Genomic DNA, 21,593 nt, shown 5'->3' with positions numbered 1-21,593 from the left:
CTCGTTTTAATTCTTAAAAATAATACGAATAGCAGAGAGATTAATTTTTTATATTTACTATAGTACTTATATGTTCATATAAACCTTAAATAAGTTAAACATATTGAGTTAGGTATAACTATGATAAAATATTGGTATGTTATTATTTTAGGAGGGCTTTTATTAAGTGGTTGCTCATCGCACTTATTCAGTTTGTCTGATAATGATCCAACATCAAAGTCTTTTGTATGTTGTCGATCGTTTGAATATATAAATTGGCAAGTGATAAATGGTGAAGAAAAGAAACTTTATATCAATGAAAAATCAAATATTGGCTACTTTTCTGGTGAAAAAAGTTTATATAAAGCTTATAAATTAGCTGATGGTATTGAGGATATTACATTCTCTATTGAAAGCAAAATTACAAGTAATAATGTATTTTCACCTAATGTTATGATCTTCGATGATAAACTTTCACTTTTTAAATCAGTTAATTTTTTTGATTTTGAAAATAATGGAAAAGACGAAAGCTATAGTATTAAAAATATAAGGTTAAGTAGAAAAATACCTTATATGATTATATTCACACCTCAAAGTCATGAAGGTACTAAGATTATATTCGATACCCCTAGTGGACAAGAGCTTGTCAATTTGTATACCAAGGGGAGTTTATCTTTTGATGATGTGTCTATAACAAAGAGAATAACAGAAATGGTAGATGTTGAGCTAATACCATTAAATATCAAGAAAAATGTAATACCATCGCCATCACCAGTAGTTGCTGCAGCTCCTTTGGTTGTACCTTTGAAAAAAGTGCCTTCAACACCTTTAAAAGAAAATATAAATATTATTGATGATTCTCAAACTTATAAAGCATATCAAGAGATAGCAAAAAAAGCAGAATATCCATCTAAATTTCAAACAGTTGATAATAATAAAAATTCATGGTCAAACAATTCAACCGATGAGTTGCCTGTTAAATTAATTGAACAAGAAACTTCAACGAAAAGTGAACGTATGCTTGTAGAAACGGAAAGAATTTATAATCAATTAATCACTCAGTCTTTAAATAAAGGGGATTTTGCTAAAGCACTAAAATTATTATTAGAGGCGAATCGTGTAGGATCGCCAACAGCCGAAACCGTTTTTTTAGAGCAGGTTAAAAAGAAGTTTGAAGGTAAAAATAATTCTAACTCCTTATTTTAAAGTGTTAAATCCACTATATATCCGCGTAAAAGTGGTAAACCAGCATGCTGACGCAAAAATATAGGCAATGACTGCGAAGTGTTGAGGGAACAAACAAAAGAGGATGAAACAAGCGATTGTTTCTGTGCCTTCTGTCAATCCACTCATGTAATACAATGATTTATTACGATATACGGGGTTTTCAATACCTCGCTTACTGGCCATAACAGCAAAAGCAAGAAAACTACTGCCCGTTCCAATAAAGGCATAGATTAAAAATGCGCCAGCAATGGCATTTTGCTCTGGATTGGCGAGTACAAAGCCGAAAGGTATTAAGGAATAGAATAAAAAATCCAAACTAATATCCAGAAAGCCACCCGCATCAGTAAGACCTTGAATACGTGCAAGTGCCCCGTCAACACCATCACAAATACGATTGAGCAAGATAAAAAGCAGGGCAATGAAATAGTGCTCTGTCATTAAAGCTGGAAACGCTAAGCAACCGATAAGAAAGCCTGTAAAGGTGACTTGATTTGCAGTAATACCATAGGGATGTAGACGGGCTGCAATAATATTCAGCGGGGCTTTAATAAGCTTAATACTTACATTATCGAGCATAATGGCTCTCCGTTTGCCAATTGATCACACGGCTATTGTTTGGGATGTCTTGTTTATCATGCGTCACCATTAAAGTGGGTATTTGTGCTTGCTGAATTTGGTTAAAAACCCAATCTCTAAATTGTGCACGGCGGCCACTGTCTAATTTACTGAATGGCTCATCCAATAAGATTAATTGAGGCTGGGCTAATAACAGTCGAGTAAGGCTAATTCGCGCACGTTGCCCACCTGAAATTTGATGAGGGTAAGCATTTGCTAACGCTGATAGCTGCAACTCTTCAAGGGCATTAAGAGCCAGCTTGTGGCGATCTTTACCTTTAATACGATTGGGTAGTGCAAACGCAAGGTTTTCCCATACTAATAGATGAGGAAAGAGCAAATCATCTTGAAATAGCATGCCTATCTGACGTAAGTGAGCAGGTACTTCGGTGATATCGTTATTATTTAATATAAGGTTACCTTGTGCCTGAAATGCATCACTTAAATGGCCTGCAATGTAATTTAATAAGGTGGATTTTCCACAGCCACTCGCTCCCATTAAGGTCACGATTTCTCCTTTTGCGATTTGTAAGCAAAAAGAAGTCAGTAAAGCATCACCATTAGGCATTGATATTGTGACGTTGTTGATATGTAGACTCATGATTAGTTGACTCTATTTTTAAACGTTTATTGTTTTTCGTCGGTTTATTCGTCGAGCTAAAATAAAAAAGCCGAACGGGAGCAGCGCTTGGCATAAGGCGTAAATAGCTGTAACTCGCCTGTCCGAACCACTTGCAAGGGTTACGGCTTCTGTCGTTAACGTACTTATTCGGCCAGCACCCAGCATTAATGTTGGGAGGTATTGTGCCAAACTGACGCTAATGCCAATAACCCATGCAAAAATAAATGCCGATGATAATTGCGGCAGCTTTATTTTAAGCCATACCTGAAAAGGTGTTTTCCCTAAACTTAATCCAATTTGAGTTAAACGTTGATCATAACTGCGATAAGGGCCATCAAGTGCGAGATAGACATAAGGGAAAACAAAAAAGAGATGTGCCCAACAGACCCATAGTAGATAAGTATTAAGTGAGGAAAATAAAGTTAGTACTTGCAAACCGAAAAGCAACGATAGCTGTGGGATCAGCATCGGAATAGCAATAATGTAGTTAGGAATATGCCATTTATGTTTTATACGATATTCGTGCGCGGCAATGGCAAAACATAATCCAAGCGATGCACTAATCAGTGCGATCACTACACTGATGTTGATTGTACTAAGAATATGACTCCATTCTAGTTGCCAAAAACGCAAGCTATAACGACTTGGAAGTACGTCAGGAAAGCGCCAACGCAGTGCGACTGACCATAGACTTAATATTGGGATAATCAACGCTGTTAATGCCAGCAATAGGGTAAAAAGTGATTTTCCTGGTAACGCAAAGCCATATCTGCCCGACCATTGCCACTGTTTAAAAAACTGGGTGAGTAGCCATTCTATCGCCACCGTAATACCTAATAATATTGTGCCGATAACAAATAGCATGATTGCCCCAGCGGCAGCTCGCGGCATGAGTTGTAGGTTTGGATCAATAAACCATTGCCAGACTAAAACAGCAAAGGTGGGGGGATTGGTTGGCCCTATAATTTGTGCAACATCGACGACAGAGACACCATAAGCCACGATAGCAAATAGAGGAAAACGCATCTTAGGTAACCACTGAGGGAAAATACACTTTAACCATGTTTGAGCACGGTTATAGCCCAGAGATGTTGATACTTTTTGGGTTTGCTCAATATTTAATTGTTGGAGAACCGGAATACTCATTAGCACTAAAAAAGGCGTTTCTTTTAAGGCGAGCATAACGATAAGCCCTAAGCCATAAGGATCATTGATCAGTAACGCGGTTTCACTGCCAGCATGAGTACTGAGATTGGCTGGAAGTACCGAATATAATAAACGAACGCCCATACCTGTTGGCGCAAATAAAAAGGCAAAGCCAATCGCGAAAGCAACATGGGGAATAGCGAGAAGAGGGCTTAATGCTGATTCAATTCGCTGCCACAGGCGGGTGCCCCAACAGGTTTGGATGATGGCAAAAGTAAATAAACCAGCAAGAAAACAGCTAGCCGCCGTTGTATAAAATGTTAAGGCAATGGAGTGTTCGACACCTTGCCATTGTAATACTTGGCTAAAGCCGTTGAATGAGAATTGAGTTAGCCCTAATGGTGGCATATACCCTAATGCAGTGATCACTACACCGAGTAGCCCTGGCAATGTCGGTAAAATACACACGGCAATTAAAAGAAAGTAAAACGCAGGTAACATACCGTGTTCTCATGGTTAAAAAAGGTTGCCGTCTTAAGGTATAAGAGACGTAAGACGATGCTGATAGTAATTATAATTATGCAATAAGCAATGCGATTTTAATTATTTAATCAATAAATTACCCGTGACGATAACTATGACCCGTTTTTGCAAACTTTTGTTTCATAACCAGTGACTAAAATTATATTTCGTATAATTGCGTTTATATCCTTATTCGTCGGTTACTTGTGTATAACGACCAATTAATGATGTTGGTAGCAGTATTTGAACGTGCTGCTTTACTATTAATGGCACTGTTTTGATTAACACAAACCCCGCACTTTCAGTCGATTGTTAAAAAACAACATTGTCGACCTTTTAAACTATCATTATGTCTCTTTTACTGCTCCTTTTTGCAGTGTTAATTACCTATACGGGAGTGAAAGTTGATGGATGATTGCTGGTATTCACTGTTATTTGATTAATATTTATGGTCCAACATCTGTGGACGTTTGTACTTGGTATTCTGACAGATAAAATCGCACGTACTAAGGTAATAGCGATTGCGTTGACGATCTGTTTAGTGGCTGTATGTGCATTGTTATTTACCTAGGCTTCGGTGTTGGTAGCTTGATTGGTTCAATTGTCGCATCCGTTTTTGGTGGCTTTATTGCAACGTTCTACTTGATGTTCGCATTATTGATTGTCTCTTTTGTGATTGTATTAACCATCCAATTACCTAACGGTGAAAATGAAGCACAGTTAGTTGTCAATCACTAACTGGATAATTTGCGAAAAGAATATCTATAAATCCGAGCACTTATTATGAGTGTTCGGATTTTTTATTATCTGTATGAAGGTGAGAAAGGGCGAAGCATAGTTAATCACTATATAAATAAATGATTACACTGGCTAGTTTGAATAAAGGCAGTTTAAAACACTATTTTTATATTGAAAGTTAGTTACCAGAATGAAAATAACATTAAAATATGGTGTCTTATTTTAGTTAAACTCTGTTTTAATACGCAAATAAACTGCTTATAAATTTAAAGGCAGTGAAGGTCACTCTAAGCAGTGTTTTAATTAGTTTATTGTTTGGTAAGAGATAGCCATGTCTGTGATTAAGTTTCCTTTAAAGTATAGAAATGCCGCAGCAGATACTTTTGCGATGGTTGTGTTTAGCTTTGCCGCTGGCATGATGATTGAGATCTTTATTTCAGGTATGTCGTTTGAGCAGTCGTTAGCATCACGAACATTATCTATCCCTGTTAATATTGCGATTGCTTGGCCTTATGGCATGTTTAGAGATTACATGATCCGAACAGGTATGCGCTTTTCAACAAAACGTTGGATGAAGGGCTTCTCTGATATGGTGGCTTATGTGTTATTTCAATCACCGATCTATGCTTGCATATTATTAGTTGTAGGGGCGAACTTTGATCAAATTGTCACTGCTGTAACCAGTAATATCGTGGTTTCTGGTGCGTTGGGGATTGTTTATGGTCAGTTTTTAGAAATGTGTCGCCGCATGTTCCGTGTACCGAATGCGGTATGATTAAAAATACGCGATAGTATAAAAAACAGGGGCGTAAAGTTTAACTTTACGCCCCTGTTGCTTTGATAGCGATAGATACCAATTCATGGCTGTTTTAAAACAATTGTTAAATTATTTATAACCGCCCTGAATTTCAGGTTGCCGCTGCTTTAATACGACTTTGTTACGCGTAATTGCCGCTGCTGGTAAATTGATAAAGCCGTTGTCAGTCAGTGTCTGTTGCGCTTCTGGTGTCATTACGTAATTGACAAAGGCTGCTTGCTGCGGCGATAGAGAGCTATTTGTTGGCTCTAAATTCAGATACATGTAATAAACGTTAGCAAGTGGATAGCGGCCTGATAAAATTGTTTCATGATCTAGACCAAAACGCTCACCATTTTTATCAATAATATCAATACGTTTAATATCTTTATCTTGGCTTTGATATACGGTGTAACCAATGGCGTTTTCTTTTGATTCAATAGTATCGATTAAATCTTTACGGCTGTTTAACGATTTAGTTGCCGTTTTTTGGCCATCGTAGCAGGTGATCATCTTGGTGAAATTACGGTGTGCTGATAAATCACCATTGACTGAATAAGCGTGTACTTGTGCCAGTTCAGTATTGTTGGCAAGTACAGGACTTACTGCCTGCCATTGAATTGATTTTAATGATGATTGGCAGCCAAAAATATCAGCCAGTGCATTGATTGAAATAGACTTAATTGGATTATCTTCATTAACCAAAATGGCGATGGCATCGGATGTAAAGTACAGCTCGGTTGGTTTATAACCGTATTTATCTTTAAAAACGGCGACTTCGCTATCTAACCAACGACGAGAGCTAATACCAATTTTTACCCCATCTTCAATCATGACTTTTTGAATATCATTGCTTTGTTCGGTGAGTAAATGATTGTTCAACGTAGCTGTTGAAATTAGCTCGTTGACAACGGTATTGAGTTCATTTTCAACCGCAATGGTTTTACTGCTATCGGCATAAGCAGAAGAAGCAAACAGCGCCAGTGGTAACATGTAAGTTAAAGTTGATTTATTCACGAGTATTCCCTCACTGTGCTGTTGATGCATGTTGCGCTGATTGCTCAGAGCTGTAAATTGTCCATTTTTTTACAGGCTCCATTTGGTTGCTGGTTATAACAGCAATGGTGCGTCGCTCACGTTTCTTTAGGTGCTTGGTTAATTCGGTCACCTGCGTAAACTCTTGCTCTGAGATGCGCTCAGGTGCAATACCATTTTCAATCAATACATCTTTAATCACACCTGTACGACGTTGCGCTAATGCTTTGTTGTATTCGTTTGTACCTTCAGGGCTAGTATCACCCACAAGGATGACCTTTGCCTGTGGCTTTTGCTTTAATAAATCAAAAAGTTGAGTGAAGGTTTCATTTTGATCTAAGCGAATATGGTCGTCATCAAAGTTAAAGTAAACTGTCTGGATGTCGTATTTTGGCTTCACTTCCCAAGGTGCACAGCCGGTAATATCAACTTGCGTACCAGCAGGCGTATCGGCACACATATCCCGTTGATTGATCACGCCATCTTTATCATGATCGCGAAGATCATCAATCTGATGGCGAGTGACTTGAGTATCAGGCATATCTGCACAGCCAGTTAAAAGCAAAGGCAATAAAATGAGAGAAAGTAGTGATTTTTTCATGATTATTGCTCCTTCGCCTGCCATTGTTCTGGGTATTCAACACGTAACGCATAGGTCAATTTACCCATAGCATTAAGAATGCGATATGCCGCTAAGGTGTGGTCATATTCGGTATTAATGTAGTTCTTGCGGGCAAGGAACACTTCTACTTTTGCATCAAGTACGTCAAGTAAGCTACGACGGCCTAAACGAAATTGTTCTTCATAACCCATTTCAGCGGCTTTTGCTGCATCAACGTTCTGTTTTAACAATTTCTTCTGTTGCTCTAACATGTTGTAGGCATTCCACGCTAGGGTTGTTCCTTCAACCACTTCACGTTCTGCACGCAAACGGATAGTACGTGCTTCTTCATGACGCCATGCAGAGGCTTCTGTATCAGCATTGGTTTTTCCGCCGTTATAGATGTCGTAATTCATGGTTAGCATGACACGGGCATCTTGATCCGGACCCAGTGTGTTCCCCACGTTGTCGTTGGCATTTGCGTGTACTTCTAGCTTAAATTCAGGGAAGTAATTGCCTTTTTCACGGCGAATTTCTTCACGTGCCGCTTGAATATCAGCCATGGCGGCTTGAATTTCAGGATGCTGCTTAATACCTTGTTTAATAGCAATTTCTTTGCTGCTAGGCAGCAGGGCAGTATCGACCACAGGATCGACTAAACCCGTTGCCGGTTTTCCAACTAAACGCATAAATTGGGCATCGAGATCGTAGAGGTTATTTTCGGCGGCAATGAGTGATGAGCGCGCCGTCGCAACACGTGCTGCGATTTGGGCCAAGTCAGAATTACTGCTTAAACCTTTTGAGTTTTTATCCAGAATATCTTGGTAAATCGCTTCATGTTCACGAACGTTACGTTGGGTTAATTCATGAATGGTTTTGGCTTTCAGTACTTCCATGTATAAACGTGTGGTATCTAATGAGATATCTTCTGCATCAGATAACAAGGTTAACCGCTCAGATTCTGCTTCATAGCTCAGACGATCAGTATTGGCTGAGGTTTTAAAGCCATCAAAGATTAACTGCGAGGCTTTGAAACCAATTTCAGTTCGGTTCATGCCGCGCTCGTCTTTTGGGATTTTATTGCCACTGTTGTAACGGGTTTCTTCATAACCCGCAGCAGCGTATAGATTTACTTGTGGCAAGTAATCAGCCTGTGCGCCATCGACTTCACGAAGTACTGATTGAAAACGGGCATATTGCCCCGCAATTTGTGGGCTGTAATCAATGGCTGAGGCAACAGACTCTTCTAAAGAGAGCGCGTGCGCAGCACTTGATGAAAATAGCGCAGCTGCTATTAATGATGATAAACGCATTCCTTTTCCTTTATCTCTTATTCTGTATGCCGTTTTGTGTAAAACGGCATGACTAATTAGCTAAATGTTATGGCTCTCTTAATGCACTTGCTTTGGCGCGTAATAACGGCTTTAACCAGTAGCTCAAAACGGTTTTTTCTCCCGTTAAGATATCCACCATGGCTTGCATGCCAGGAATGGCTTGCAAACGTGTTTCGGGATCATCATGGAGCTGAATATGGGCGCGGTAATAAGCGGTACCGTCTTCTGTTTGTAGGGCATCAGCACTGACATATGTCACCGTGCCTTTACGTCCACCGTAAACCACAAAATCATAGGCTGTAAATTTAATGGTGGCTTCTAATCCTGTTTGTACAAAAGCAATATCTTGCGGCGAAATTCGTGCTTCAACGATTAACTTACTGTCATTAGGCACTAACTCCATGATGGGTTCACCGGGTTTTACAACACCGCCTAATGAGCGCACTAAAATATCTTTAATAGTGCCATCCATTGGGGCGGTGATTTCAGTGCGTTTTAACTGATCGGCTAATCCTTCTTGGCTATCTTCTAATTGGGCAAACTGATTGGTCACTTCATTGAGTTGTGCTTGGACTGAGGTTCTAAATTCCAACGCAAGATTGCGGCGCATCACAATGGCTTCACGTAATGCTGCTGACGCTTTTTGTTGTGCGACTTTTGAACTGGCAATTTCGCCACGTAGTTTCACCTGATCGCGACGTGTTTGGATTAATTCAACTTCCGCAACTGCGCCACGTTTTACCGCACCTTCGAGCATTTTGGCTTCTTTATTGACTAAACGAAGACTGCTATAAAGTGTGGATGTATTACTTTTCGCATCACGTAACGCTTCAGTTTGCTGCTCAATCGTAAGCTGTGCTTCTTCAAGTTGTGACTCAATTTGTCCAATACGTTCGTTGTAGTTGGCTTTAGCATTAAGCTGGGCACGCTTACTTAAATCATCAAAAGCGATAGTTTGATGGGAAATTGTGATTTGTTTTTTCCAATCTTTTTCCTTGGTATCGACTTTTACGGTGTCTAATTCGGCTTTCAGGCGTTTGATTTGCGCTTGTAAAGTACGGTAATGCTCATCAGATTCTTGGAAAGCGGTACGGAAACGGGTGTCATCTAAAATAATTAAAGGCTGACCTTTCTTTACCTGTTCGCCTGCTTTAACTAAGACTTGTTCAATAATACCGCCTTCTAAACTCTGAATTTTTTGAATGGCGAGGGTCGGTACAACTTTGCCATCACCCACGACCACTTCTTCCAATTTGGAATAAGCAGCCCAAGTGATAATAGAGATAACTAGTAGTGAACAAAGCCAAACAATTTTACGAGAACGATAGGCGTGTTTTTGATTTGCCCATTTTAAATTACTGCTCATTACCGCCTCCTTGAACAATACTGACGGATCGAACACGGCTAACTGGACGTTGTGGCTTTTGTTTAGCAAGAATGGTTTTTGCATCACCATCAGCCACTATTTGCCCACGCTCTAGCACAATAATGCGATCACATTGTGCCAAAATAGACTGGCGGTGAGAGCTAATTACCATGGTGATATCACGCGGTAATTGATGCAGGGCTTGACGAAAACGTTCTTCTGCTTGTTGATCTAAAGCGCTCGTTGGTTCATCCATCAGCAATAGGCTAGGTGAGCGATATAGTGCGCGAGCCAGTGCGACTGCTTGGCGTTGACCGCCTGATAAATTACGGCCATTTTCACCGACTTGGGTTTCTAATCCGTTGGCAAGGCGATCCATAAAGCTATTTAAGCCCGACGTGGTTATGGCATGACTTAGGCGCTTTTCATCGACGTCATCACAGCCAAATAGAATATTTTCATAAATAGTGCCGTAAATAAGAGCTGGCTGCTGTCCAACCCAACCGATGTTGTTACGAAGGGCGGCGGGCGGCCATAACTGGGCATCAATTCCTTCAAAATATAACTGTCCTGAACTCGGGCGGTATTGATAAGAAAGTAGGGCTAACAGAGTGGATTTACCTGAGCCTGCCGCGCCAATAATTCCAACACGCTCACCTTGGCGGATGGCTAATTTTATATGACTAAGGGCGTTGAATTGCTGCTCAGGATAGGCGAAATTCGCATCATCTAACTGAACGTTACCGTTAAACTCACCGCGATCCATAACCTGATGCTCATTACTTTCCTGTGGTAATGCCATCACTTGATCCAGCCCTGTAATAGCAGAGCGGCTTTGCTGATAGCGCAGCATTAACATCGATAACTGGTTGATTGAACTCGCGGCTCGACCGCTCAGCATAACAATAGCAATCAAGCCACCCATGCTAAGCAAGCCTTCTGAAATACGATAAACACCAATGATAATTAAACCTATGGTTACGATTTGCTGACTACTCATTACCGAATGAGAAACAACATTGGTGTATTTTCGTGATTTTATATGCCAATCAGAGAGTGCAGAGACGGTTTGCTCCCAACGGCGTTGGATGATGCCTTCAGCATTGTTTTGTTTGATATCAGACAGATTATATAAGCTATCTAATAGTTGGGTTTGTTTCTGGGTCGATAAGCGAGCGGATTCATCCAATGTTTGACCAATTTTTCCTTTCATAACGGTGCTTAGGAGCAATAGCACCGCCATAACAGCGATAGGAACAAACATCATAGGTCCGCCAAGCCAACCAATTAATGCAAGGAAGAACAAGGTGAAAGGTAAATCCACCAAGGTAACTAAAGTGACTGACGTGAAAAACTCTCGCACACTGTCAAAATCTTGAATTTGACGCGCAAATGCAGCGGCTGATTGGGGGCGATGTTCAAGTTTCATCCCCAAGACTTTTTGCATTAAAATGGCTGATAGTTTGGTATCAATATGATGCCCAGCCATATCGGTGATAGCGCTTCGTGCTTCGCGTAATAACCAATCAAATATCAGCGCAATTGATACCCCAGCCGCCAACACCCATAAGGTATTAAAGGCTTGGTTGGGTACTACGCGATCATAGACGTTCATGGTAAATAACGGCACGACAAGAGCGAGTAGGTTGATAAAAATAGAGGCAATAAGCAGATCACGATACCAAGGTTTTACCTCTGAAATCGCTGCACGTAACCAATGTTTTTTCGGCTTAGGCTTAATATCATCCACGCGGGGATCAGCAACTTGGATCAGCGAAACTTGCCAAACATCCCCGTTGAGCAGATGTGTTAGCTCATCGCTTGATTGCTGAGATACAACGGGAGTTGGGGTATGATCATCATTAGTTTTAAACTGGACGGTTTTAAATTCACCATTAACGTATTCGCTAATAATGATTGGCTCGCCAGCATCAGTAATCCCTACGGCTGGTAAGCTCGCTGTGATTAGCTTTTTTTTCGGGTGTAAGCCAACGTCCAACTGAGCTTGGTTGGCTGCACGTTCAAACAGAGAATCGTCAAGTTTACCCTCTATTAAGGGTAAACCTGAGGTGACTTTTAGACGATGACAGCGAATGCTGTAATGCTGGCATAGCCACAAAATAGAGGCGAGCCAGATGTCATTATCTAACGGCGGACTTTTACTACTCATACCATCCCTAGCCAGTAATTAGATTATTATCATCTATCATTTTTTGAAGAAGCTCTGCATCCGTTGCAGAACTCGTATCTGCGCCATAAAGCGCATCTTTACTTACATTCTCTAACGTTATCTCTTGTGTAACATCTGTACCATTATCTTTAACATGTAATGTGACGGAACCGTTATTTTCAGTAATATCAATATAGTTATCGGCTGAAATACCATCAGTTAAATTTGATAAAATAGCGCTTAAGTCGATGTTGTCGCTATTAATTGTGGTATCGAAATCTAAAATAGTATCTTGTGCTGGTGCAGAGATTGAACCGAGATCGTCTGATTTAAAGACGAAACTGTCATTGCCCGCATCACCTGACATTATATCGTTACCTTTACCGCCGATAATCAAATCGTCATTGGCTGTACCTACTAGGGTATTATCACCAGCCTCTGCGACTTTGAAATCGATGGTTTGCGCTGTGCCCGTTGCAGTTTGGTTGCCGATACTGGCACTTGGCTCAATAGATAAAGTGAAATCTTGTGCGCTGTTGCCTGTCATGGTGAGGTTGGCAATATCAGCAAGTTCGACTTCCCAACCACCATTATTTTCTTTTCCAGCAGAGAAAGTGTAATCACTTGGGAAGCCTGTGATCATAATGCTGCCTTTTTCATTAGGTGCTGGATTTTGCATCATGAGATCAAGATTTAAGGCGATCGCTGAATCTGTTTCAGCAATAATACTGTTGTATTGCGCCGTTAATTCAGGCTCATCAGGTAGCGCATCAATGGTTAATTTGATCTCTTCGGTAGCGATAACACCTTCATGAGTGTACTCAGTGCCTAATACGATATTGGTATCAACAGTATTGGCAGCTAATGTGATCGTCATGTCGCCATAAGCATCACCGGGATAAAGTGTGAATTCATCCAATGTATTGGCATTAACGACGACGATAGCAAACCAATTATTTCCTTTTTGCCCAAAGGTAACTTCTTGTCCGCCAATAACGATTTTATCTAACCCTTGTAACTGAGCAGGATCATTCGCACTGATCGTTACTGTGAGTCGTAATGCTTCATCACTGTTTGTTTCATAGCTTTCTAGATTCACTGGAATAGTGAAACTATCACCTTCAGTTCCAGCAAGACTTTCTGGGACATCAAAGAACTGAACATCATCGCCAATAGGTTTAACGCCTACGACTAAATCAGTGGTCGAGATTTTAATATCATTGGTGCCAATTTCGTTGGTGATGGCTTCTAGTTTGAGCTTCATATCACCACTAAAATCTAGCGGTGGACGTATATAAACTCCGTCCATTTGGCTAGCACTGATACTCCATGATTGACCGCTGTTAGGTAACTGGACGAATGTATTTCCGCCATCAGGTGAATAGAACAGCACAGCCCCTTCAAGTAGCCCTGAAATACTCAGTGATAGTGTTTCTGAACCATCATCATCAAATAAAATTGCGTCTAGGCCTGTGATATTAATGTAGCTATCTTCGTCACCTAGAACTTCGATTTTATCGGGCATTTCAGCAAAATCAGTTACTGGTGCAACATTGATGACCACTGATGCCGTTTTGGTTTGGGTATCGGTTTGGGTTGGGCAATCAGCTTCATCAGTAATGTTGGCTGCAACATTAATGATTAACTCACCGCTGAAGTTAAGTGGTGGTGTTAAGGTTAATTCACCTAAACGGGTTGGGTCTTTAATTGTCCATGTGTTATCGCCGTTGTCTTGTAAAATGGCGGGATCGCCGTTGAGTTCTGCCCCGGCAGGTAAAGTAATTTTCAACCAGTTAATGGTTTCTTTACCTGTGGCTGATTCACCTTCACCGCTGATGGTTTGCCCCGCGAAAATATTATCACCTAAGATTAATTCTAAGTTGATAGCAGATTCGGTATCTTCCTGAATCGTGGTTTGTCCTGCATTGACAATGATATCATCGACAACAGGGATAACTTCAATCTTAATATTCTGCGTTGTTTTGGACGATTGACCGTTACAGGTGGACGTTTGAGTGATCTCAATCGGAATATTAATACAGCCAGCCCAATCTTCATCGAGTCCAACAAAGACCATATTTTCTAAGCCGCTTGGTGTAATGGTATAGCCAAGAATTTCACCAACAGCATTGTATTCAGGAATAACACCATCGCCTTCAATTTCAACACCTAGAGGTAGATCTTTGATATCAATGAAAAACGATATTTCTATTTCAGGGTTGTCGTCAATGTTGCCATCCAGCAACCCTGATAAATCAATATCTTCACCTTCTTTGGCAATAATGGCATCGTCACCTTGAATGCTATCTGGATCGTCAATTGGAAGACAAGAACCACCGCCGCTGTGACCTGTAATTTGGACTTGAAGAGGAGCTTCAATATAGCGTGAATGTTCGTCATCAATAACGTGGGCTACAACACGTAGATCGATAATGTCAGTATCAAAGCTAGAGCTAATGGTTGCACCTGCCAAGATATCTTTCATCGATTCTTTTACTGTGTCACTGGTTAATCCCGTTGCGGGAATAATCCAGTTACCACTGCCGTCAATGGACGCACCATTTGGGTGTTCAACGATTAAGTTAATACTATTTGGTACGACGATGATGATGTAATCAAGGTACTCTGAGCCATCGAGATCTTCATCAAAAAAGTGAACCGCGTTGGTTAAATCGATAGGGCTTCCATCGGTACTGGTGAGCACTTCTGATGTTGATTCTAAACGGGTATCGCCTTCAACAATACCATTCACATCAAGTTGAATGGTTGCATTAATGTCTTTTGTCGCCGTTTGTCCTGTAGGTGAGGTGTCAGTGACTTCATAGCTAATTGAAATATTGAATAAACCACTTAAATCTTCATCAGCAAGCACAGTAACACGACCGCTGTTAATGAAGTCAGTCCACGATTCGCCACTGGTTTTGTAGCCAGCAAGATCTAATCCACCAGTAGGTACAGATACGGCAATACCATCAATAAAGAGTGTTAAGCCTGAAGGTAATCCAGTGATCTTATAACCGGTTAAACTTTCACTGTGATCGATATCTTGATTAATCATGGGCTCACTTAAGAAGCTTGCTGATTTATCCTCAAGCGTTGTTGTTTCAAGGATAGCGCCATCTTTTTCATCAACGACAGGAAGCACATCAATTTCTACTTGGTAATTGAATTCGCCGCTGTCACCATCAGGCTCAGTTGAAATCACGTTAACATCAAAATTAAGTTGCCCACTGAAGTCTTTCGGTGTTTTTAAGAAGGTGGTTTTAAGCTGATCGTTGCTGATCTGGTAGATCACGCCATTCGATGCATTTTCACCTACGATTTCTAGTGTGATCGGATCACCGTTACTATCAACAAACATTACCCCGTCAGGAAGGTTGGTGATCATAATAGTGATCTGTTCCGATTTATCATCATCACTGGTGGTGATCATGAAATCTAAAGGCAATGGACTATCTTCGTTAAAGCCGGATGTACCTTTGATTGTGCCTTTAAAGCCCGTGGAATTTCCAGTGCTTGGGCTTTCTGTAACGTACTCCCAATGACCATTACCGCCATCTACAACATCAGGGCGATCAATCACACCTTTTAAATCAATAGTAATGGTTTTGGTATCACTAACCGCAGTGATATTAATGGGATCAAGTCCATCAACGGAGGTTTCGGTCGATACCGCCGTGACTTCAATGGTCAGCGTTTCTGTCCATGAGCTGATATCTTCTTTTGGATAAAGTAGGGCTGTACCGTTTTCAATACCTTCAGCGCTGACAATATAAATACCTGATCCTACTGGTTGCTCAATAGCACCACCGCCTTGAATAGACCAACCATCTTGCACTTTGATTTGATAGCTTAAACTTTCAGAACCATCGGTATCGGTAAGCTTACCGACTAATACTTGGCTTAAGTTAATCGGTTGATCTTCAATACCTTTAATGTTTTTCACCGATAGGGTCGGTGTATCAGCGTCTGGCTTGATGTTAATAATAACTTGGTGTGGTGTTTCTTCGGTTTGATGCTCATTTTTATCAATGAACTGATTACCTTTTTCGGTCGCTATAGCGGTTACGGTAAATTCAAATTTACCTGCAAGGTTTTTATCTGAAACGATAGTGATTTTATTCAGTTGATTTTGATTTAATACATCACCGTCTTTAACGACATTGCCATTGAGTTTTAATGTAATGCCATCTGGAATACCTGAAATTCGATATGTTAATTTTTCGGAATCATCGGTATCGGTAAGATTGGCAGCAAGGTCTAGTTTAATGCTGCCGTTATCATCTTCAACGCCTGTGTATTCAGTTTCAGGGGCGTCCCATACAGGCGCATCAGCATTTGGATATACTTTTATAGGTAACTTCTTATCTAAGGATGTAATGCCTGAATCTTTTGAAATGGTTGCTGTGACTTCAAGGTTCACCATACGTTGCTGATTAATTGCAACATCAGGGGCTGGTTGATAGGTGAGTTCACCGTTAGGAGAGTAGAAATTACCGTTTTTAATAAAATCGGTAATCGTGATGACGCCGCCGACTGCCGTGAGTAACGTGCCATTCAAATAAAGTTGTCCACCTGCCAATGAGCTTTCACTAATAGTGATACTGGTAAGGGTTTCATTTTGGTCATTATCGCCTGGGAAGACTTTGATTGTTAACGGGGCTGTCAACGTGTCTTCCAATACTTCCATCAGTTCAACGTTGATATGACCTGGGTTATCACCCAATGCCATTGTTGCGGTTCGATTCGCGGTATCACCATCGCCATCTTTAACTGTATATTTTAGTGTATCGAGGATCCGTCCACTAAATTCAGACGTTGAGACAGTTGTTATTTCAACCGTACCGTCAGCATTAACGACCATGGTACCGTACTTTTTCGACGGCGAGATCGTAGTATTGATTAAATCAATCGGATTACCATCAACAGTGTAAGTGGTTTTGTTGTAAATGAAGCTAACAATTTCACCGCCGTCAGCCCCAGTGATCTCATCGGTTAATAGTTGTAAGGTTTGGCTTTGTCCTTCAACTAAAGACAATGTACTGTCAGTACCGGCTTTTGGAACATCATCTAAGACATTCACATCAAAGATAGTGGCAGGCGAGGTGTCGCCATCGCTGTCAGTCAGAATGGCACCAAACTCAAGGTTAAGCGTATCTTGTGATGTGGCATCTGGATGATCAATAGAGGCAAAGAGATCAAACTCCACCGTACCATCAAGGTTAACTTTAATTTGGAATATTTCTTTACCCGCGGCTGTTGCGATATACCAACCATCAGCATTAGGTGCGCCAAGCGTGATGTTATCGCCTGCGCTGGTGTAGTTTTTACCATTAAATAAGGCGGTGTCTAAGGTCACGGATACCACACTATCACTGCCTGTATTAAAGCTCAGTGTTGGTGTTGCTACATCAGAGGCATCACTGTCTACACCATCATCTAATAAATCATTTTCTTGGACATTTAAGCTGCCATTAACGATGATTTCTGGCTTCAAACCATCCCAAATTGTGACCGTTACGTTGGATGTTCCAACACTGCCATCACTATCAGTAGCTTGAACGGGAAGGGTGATATCAAGCTTGGTATCTTTACCATTGAGGTGATCGATAAAGTCATTCAGCACAATGGTAATGGTTGCATCTGCACTGCCACCTGCAGCGATAGTGCCAATGTCGGAAAGGTTGATGGAAAAGATCACCGTACCGTTAGCTAAAACCGCATCATAGGTATTGTTACCATCAAACTGCCACGTCAGTGCTTCACCGTTATGAGTGATCGCATTACCATCACTGGCTTGAACTGCGCCTGTTAGAGCCAGTTGTAAATCAACAATTGGATCTTGCCCTGCGGTAACAGAAATTATTGAGCTGGCTGTTTCTGTCGTGCCTGCTGGTGGCGCATCGGGTGCGACAGCAATTGGGTTTTCGGTAATTTCTAATGTGGTATTAGTAATGACTGGCGTGTCACCATCGGCAATCGTTACAGTGATATTGGCTTGGTTAACGTCGCCATCGTTATCGCGAATAAAGACTGGAATGGTAATGGTTTCAATGCCATTTGGATCTGTTTGGTCGATAGATTTATACAGGTTGAAAGTGTACTCAACCGTCGAGTTACCTTCAGCATCAGGTTTTTGTGTAATGGCAATATCAAAAACTTTTTCACCATTGACCGATGCTTCAATCATTTGACCTGTACCAGTAACGGTGTAAGTAATGATATCGCCGCCGCTGGTTAATCCTGATGGTAGCTGTGTTTGATCAAAAAATAATGGGCTTTGGGTAAGAGTGCCATCTAAGCCATCACTACCAACAACCACGTCCATAGTGCCTGTTTTGGATATTGGCTGACTTGAAGATAGGTTGGCTTCATCAAATGCCAGTTCTTGTTTTACGATTAATTCAGGATCTGCGCCGTCTTGGATATACCAATCAAATTGTCCTGTTGGGGTTTTCGTACCATCCAAATCGGTGGCATCAACCAGTAGTGGTAATTTGATCACATCACTGGCATTGGTGTGATTTAAAGGACGATATTGAACAAAAGTGACAGTACCTGTTACGTCATCACCATTAGCGACACCAGTTAGGGTTAAAGTAAAGATGGTTTCTCCACCAGATGTCGCAGTAATGGTTTTTCCATCATTACTTAATGTGTATTCAAGGTATTTAACGGAAGTACCTGAAGTTAGATTTAAAGCACTTAAAGTAGCAATAGTTTGGGCGTTAAAAGTGATGCTATTAGGATCGGGGTTATCTGATCCTGCTTTAATGGTAAAGTCACCTGTAAAGGTATCTGTAGGATTAGAAATCAGTCCTTCAACGTTACTATCATTGTTATTGATGATGGTATTTGCTTCGCCATCTTTAATTGTGATGGTGAGATCCGCACTTCCGTTGTCATTATCGTTATCACCTGCAATGTAACTAATCACGAGGTCAATATCACCCGCACTATGGTCGAGATTACGATTGGCGGTAAAAATCCAATGACCATTTTCTTTCATGGTCAGTTGACCTTCAGGAAGATCAAACGTTACAGAAGAACCTGTTAGATCTTTGGTTTCACCGTTAATCGTGACACGAACAACAGAGAGGGGGGAATCAAGATCACTATCATTGTTGAGCACATTGCCAGAGGTAATATTGCCTTCAATCACATTGCTATAGTCATCAAGAATCGTAGGTTCTGAATCTCGGATATAAATTAACGCGGGCGCAACAACCGTTTCTGTTGTGCCATCGCTATCGGTTTGGACACCATCAATCAAGATCGCTGATTGAGTGCTATTGAAACCAAATTTAGTATCAATAGGTTCAAATAACGTAATTTTAATGTCTTGAGAGACGGTTTGAATCGTTGCCGTTAAAACGGTGACGCCGTTGCTTACCGCAGTGAGTGTGAGCCCATCCGGTGAGATGGTAACCGTAATCGGGTTACCGTTAGAGGTTAACTTTTCTAGTAATGCTTGATTGGCATTAAAAGTAAACTCAGCAAACTCGATATTGATAGAAGCCGTTGCAGTTTCTGAACCTTGATAATCTAATGTCGTCTCATAAAAAACTGAAGAATCAGGATGTCTTAATGTCGGCATATCATCAGTCGCAGTATTACCTGCTATATCGGTAACGGTTGCTGACATTTTCCATGTTTTTTGTACATTGAGTTGGCTAAGATCGAAATCTTCAATACGCCAATTTCCCGCACTATCTACAGTGGTGGTTAAGATAACGGTTTCAGTGCCATCACTGAAAGTGACTTCGATCTTATCACCCGCCTCAGTGCCCGTTGTTGTACCTTCTAAAAACTCGACATAACCAAGCTTGAGTGCGGTGATATTCAATCCGCCCAAATCGTAATTGCTGGTATCAATATCGATAGTTGGTGGCGTGGTATCTTTAATGATTGTATTGCTCGATACCGCTGGGTTACCTGCGATATCCATGGTTTCTGCGGTGATAGTGATTTCGCCATCATTAAAATTACTTAGATCGACATTAGCAATATTCCAGCTGCTATTGGTTACAGTGGTGGTAAACGTTAAATTATTACTGCCTTGTCCTGAAACGGTAATGGTAACGGTTTGACCATTTTCTACGTGATTAACACTACCAAAAAGGTGGGTATTTTTTACTGTTACGTTATTGAGATAATCATTAGCAACGCCATCGTTATCGCTATCAAAGGCTGCGGTGATATCTGCAAGGGTATCTTTGATAATAGTGCTGGTGGCAGAGGCTGGATTACCTGCAATATCGACCGTGTCTGCAACTACTGTGAGTTCACCTTCGGCGAGGGAAGATAGATCTGTATCGTTAATGTTCCAAGTACCATCAGTGTTAGTTGTTTCAAAGGTGATGGTTTTACCTTGGCTATCGGTGACGGTAATCGTAACGGGTTGGTTATTTTCTACAAAGGTGATATCGCCTAATAAATCACTAACAACGATTTCAAATTGGTTGAGATAATTATCACCCTTGCCATCAAATTCAGCGGTAACTTCAGCTAAGGTGTCTTTGATGGTGTTATCTGTGGCGTCAACAAAATTGCCATAGTAATCAGTGACAGAAGCATAAACATCAAGTGGACCTTCAGCGAGTTCACTTAAGTCTTGATCGTTAATAAACCATTTTTGATCTTTAACGACCGCATTTGTTGTGAACACTTTGCCATTAATATCCGTGATAGTCACAACCACAATACGGCCATTTTCAACATCAATAGCGTCACCAAAGAGATCGACCGTCGGCACTTCAAAGCGGTTCTCATAACCATCACCACCGTCAACAATTGTGACTGTTAAAGCGGCAGAGTTACGAAGTGACAAAATGGTATCGCCAATTTCATCTCGTTCGTTTCTCTCTTGGGAAGTTGTTGGACGGGTAGTAAATCCCGCTTCAGGCAAGGTTTCAGCAAGCGTAGGTTTAATACGGGTAATAAAAGAAATACCATCACTTGAACTGATATTAGATTCTGAGGCGTTTTGTGTGTGACGAGGTGCCGTATCAGATTGCGTCAAGTTAACAACATCGTCTTCATTATTTTGAGTTTTTATGATGTCGTTAACTTGTGCTTGCTCTGCAATGAAAGGTACTGAATTATCAATGATCTCCGATGGAGGAACTTGTACCCATTCACCTTCCGTTGTTATTTTCCAGATAACGTTTTCAACAACTACATACATTACTGGCTTCATCCTTGGCCCCTGCGTTTTATTATTTATTGTGGAAAAGTGTGTCGAGTGTTTGTTTCATCCAATGCACAATCTCGCCACGCTAATCAATATTAGAGAGCAAAAGGATTGAAAAACATTATTTTTACAAAACCTACGGTGCAGACATTATTTTTTGTGATGCTGGTTACATATTTGTTAATAGAGATGGGTGCGTTGTGACCAATAAAATTTATTAATAATCAGTGGGGTTTAGATATTTCTATC

At 40.8% G+C, this 21,593-nt stretch carries 11 protein-coding genes and 1 pseudogene; 3 read left to right on the top strand and 9 right to left on the bottom strand.

Translation table 11 applies throughout. From position 1 onward, the window contains the following. Nucleotides 1-120: 120 nt before the first annotated feature. Nucleotides 121-1,185, top strand: a complete 1,065-nt coding sequence (locus C9J40_RS01770) for a MalM family protein (protein WP_107205635.1) — start codon at nucleotides 121-123, stop codon at nucleotides 1,183-1,185. Here the strand turns inward: C9J40_RS01770 and C9J40_RS01765 are convergent. Genes C9J40_RS01765 through C9J40_RS01755 form a run of 3 tightly spaced genes read right to left on the bottom strand, consistent with a single transcriptional unit; the run spans nucleotide 1,177 to nucleotide 4,090 of the window. After that, entirely contained in the window at nucleotides 1,177-1,782 is a 606-nt protein-coding gene (locus C9J40_RS01765; RefSeq protein ID WP_107205636.1) for a CDP-alcohol phosphatidyltransferase family protein, read from the bottom strand. The genes C9J40_RS01770 and C9J40_RS01765 overlap by 9 nt on opposite strands. Next, entirely contained in the window at nucleotides 1,772-2,422 is a 651-nt protein-coding gene (locus C9J40_RS01760; protein WP_107205637.1) for an ATP-binding cassette domain-containing protein, read from the bottom strand. The genes C9J40_RS01765 and C9J40_RS01760 overlap by 11 nt, the downstream gene beginning before the upstream one ends. Before the next feature lie 18 nt (nucleotides 2,423-2,440). Beyond that, entirely contained in the window at nucleotides 2,441-4,090 is a 1,650-nt protein-coding gene (locus C9J40_RS01755) for an ABC transporter permease (protein WP_107245539.1), read from the bottom strand. A 493-nt stretch (nucleotides 4,091-4,583) separates the two neighbouring features. Here C9J40_RS01755 and C9J40_RS01745 point away from each other — a divergent pair. Together C9J40_RS01745 and C9J40_RS01740 are read left to right on the top strand one after the other, a co-directional pair. Then, nucleotides 4,584-4,849, top strand: a pseudogene (locus C9J40_RS01745) (oxalate/formate antiport family MFS transporter); the annotation flags it as partial. A 331-nt stretch (nucleotides 4,850-5,180) separates the two neighbouring features. Next, complete coding sequence (locus C9J40_RS01740) at nucleotides 5,181-5,624, top strand: L-alanine exporter AlaE (RefSeq protein WP_107205639.1); 444 nt, start codon at nucleotides 5,181-5,183, stop codon at nucleotides 5,622-5,624. A 111-nt stretch (nucleotides 5,625-5,735) separates the two neighbouring features. Here C9J40_RS01740 and C9J40_RS01735 read toward each other — a convergent pair whose 3' ends face one another. The 6 genes from C9J40_RS01735 to C9J40_RS01710 all read right to left on the bottom strand — a co-directional run bounded on the left by C9J40_RS01735 (nucleotide 5,736) and on the right by C9J40_RS01710 (nucleotide 21,350). Next, the gene (locus C9J40_RS01735) at nucleotides 5,736-6,662 is read right to left on the bottom strand and encodes a PstS family phosphate ABC transporter substrate-binding protein (RefSeq protein ID WP_107245538.1); all 927 of its coding nucleotides are present in this window, start codon (nucleotides 6,660-6,662) and stop codon (nucleotides 5,736-5,738) included. Nucleotides 6,663-6,672: 10 nt separating this feature from the next. Further along, nucleotides 6,673-7,281, bottom strand: coding sequence for an OmpA family protein (locus C9J40_RS01730; RefSeq protein WP_107245536.1), 609 nt, complete (start codon nucleotides 7,279-7,281; stop codon nucleotides 6,673-6,675). Between the two features lie 2 nt (nucleotides 7,282-7,283). Continuing rightward, the gene (locus C9J40_RS01725; protein ID WP_107245535.1) at nucleotides 7,284-8,594 is read right to left on the bottom strand and encodes a TolC family outer membrane protein; all 1,311 of its coding nucleotides are present in this window, start codon (nucleotides 8,592-8,594) and stop codon (nucleotides 7,284-7,286) included. A 67-nt stretch (nucleotides 8,595-8,661) separates the two neighbouring features. Next, nucleotides 8,662-9,981, bottom strand: a complete 1,320-nt coding sequence (locus C9J40_RS01720) for an HlyD family type I secretion periplasmic adaptor subunit (protein WP_107245533.1) — start codon at nucleotides 9,979-9,981, stop codon at nucleotides 8,662-8,664. Next, nucleotides 9,971-12,151 (bottom strand): type I secretion system permease/ATPase, encoded by a 2,181-nt coding sequence (locus C9J40_RS01715; RefSeq protein ID WP_107245531.1) that lies wholly within the window; start codon nucleotides 12,149-12,151, stop codon nucleotides 9,971-9,973. The genes C9J40_RS01720 and C9J40_RS01715 overlap by 11 nt, the downstream gene beginning before the upstream one ends. Before the next feature lie 7 nt (nucleotides 12,152-12,158). After that, on the bottom strand, nucleotides 12,159-21,350 hold the full coding sequence (locus C9J40_RS01710; protein ID WP_233220287.1) for a type I secretion C-terminal target domain-containing protein: 9,192 nt from the start codon (nucleotides 21,348-21,350) through the stop codon (nucleotides 12,159-12,161). Nucleotides 21,351-21,593: the final 243 nt, after the last annotated feature.

Origin of the sequence: Photobacterium sp. GB-72 (assembly GCF_003026095.1) — a bacterium.
GTDB lineage: Bacteria > Pseudomonadota > Gammaproteobacteria > Enterobacterales > Vibrionaceae > Photobacterium.
Note: the sequence above shows the minus strand (reverse complement) of the source record. Positions and strands in the feature narration are given on the sequence as shown.

Bases quoted from the DNA above. Each gene is read 5' to 3' on its own strand.
- C9J40_RS01770 (WP_107205635.1), top strand. From the start codon at position 121: ATGATAAAATATTGGTATGTTATTATTTTAGGAGGGCTTTTATTAAGT.
- C9J40_RS01765 (WP_107205636.1), bottom strand. From the start codon at position 1,782: ATGCTCGATAATGTAAGTATTAAGCTTATTAAAGCCCCGCTGAATATT.
- C9J40_RS01760 (WP_107205637.1), bottom strand. From the start codon at position 2,422: ATGAGTCTACATATCAACAACGTCACAATATCAATGCCTAATGGTGAT.
- C9J40_RS01755 (WP_107245539.1), bottom strand. From the start codon at position 4,090: ATGTTACCTGCGTTTTACTTTCTTTTAATTGCCGTGTGTATTTTACCG.
- C9J40_RS01740 (WP_107205639.1), top strand. From the start codon at position 5,181: ATGTCTGTGATTAAGTTTCCTTTAAAGTATAGAAATGCCGCAGCAGAT.
- C9J40_RS01730 (WP_107245536.1), bottom strand. From the start codon at position 7,281: ATGAAAAAATCACTACTTTCTCTCATTTTATTGCCTTTGCTTTTAACT.
- C9J40_RS01725 (WP_107245535.1), bottom strand. From the start codon at position 8,594: ATGCGTTTATCATCATTAATAGCAGCTGCGCTATTTTCATCAAGTGCT.
- C9J40_RS01720 (WP_107245533.1), bottom strand. From the start codon at position 9,981: ATGAGCAGTAATTTAAAATGGGCAAATCAAAAACACGCCTATCGTTCT.
- C9J40_RS01715 (WP_107245531.1), bottom strand. From the start codon at position 12,151: ATGAGTAGTAAAAGTCCGCCGTTAGATAATGACATCTGGCTCGCCTCT.
- C9J40_RS01710 (WP_233220287.1), bottom strand. From the start codon at position 21,350: ATGAAGCCAGTAATGTATGTAGTTGTTGAAAACGTTATCTGGAAAATA.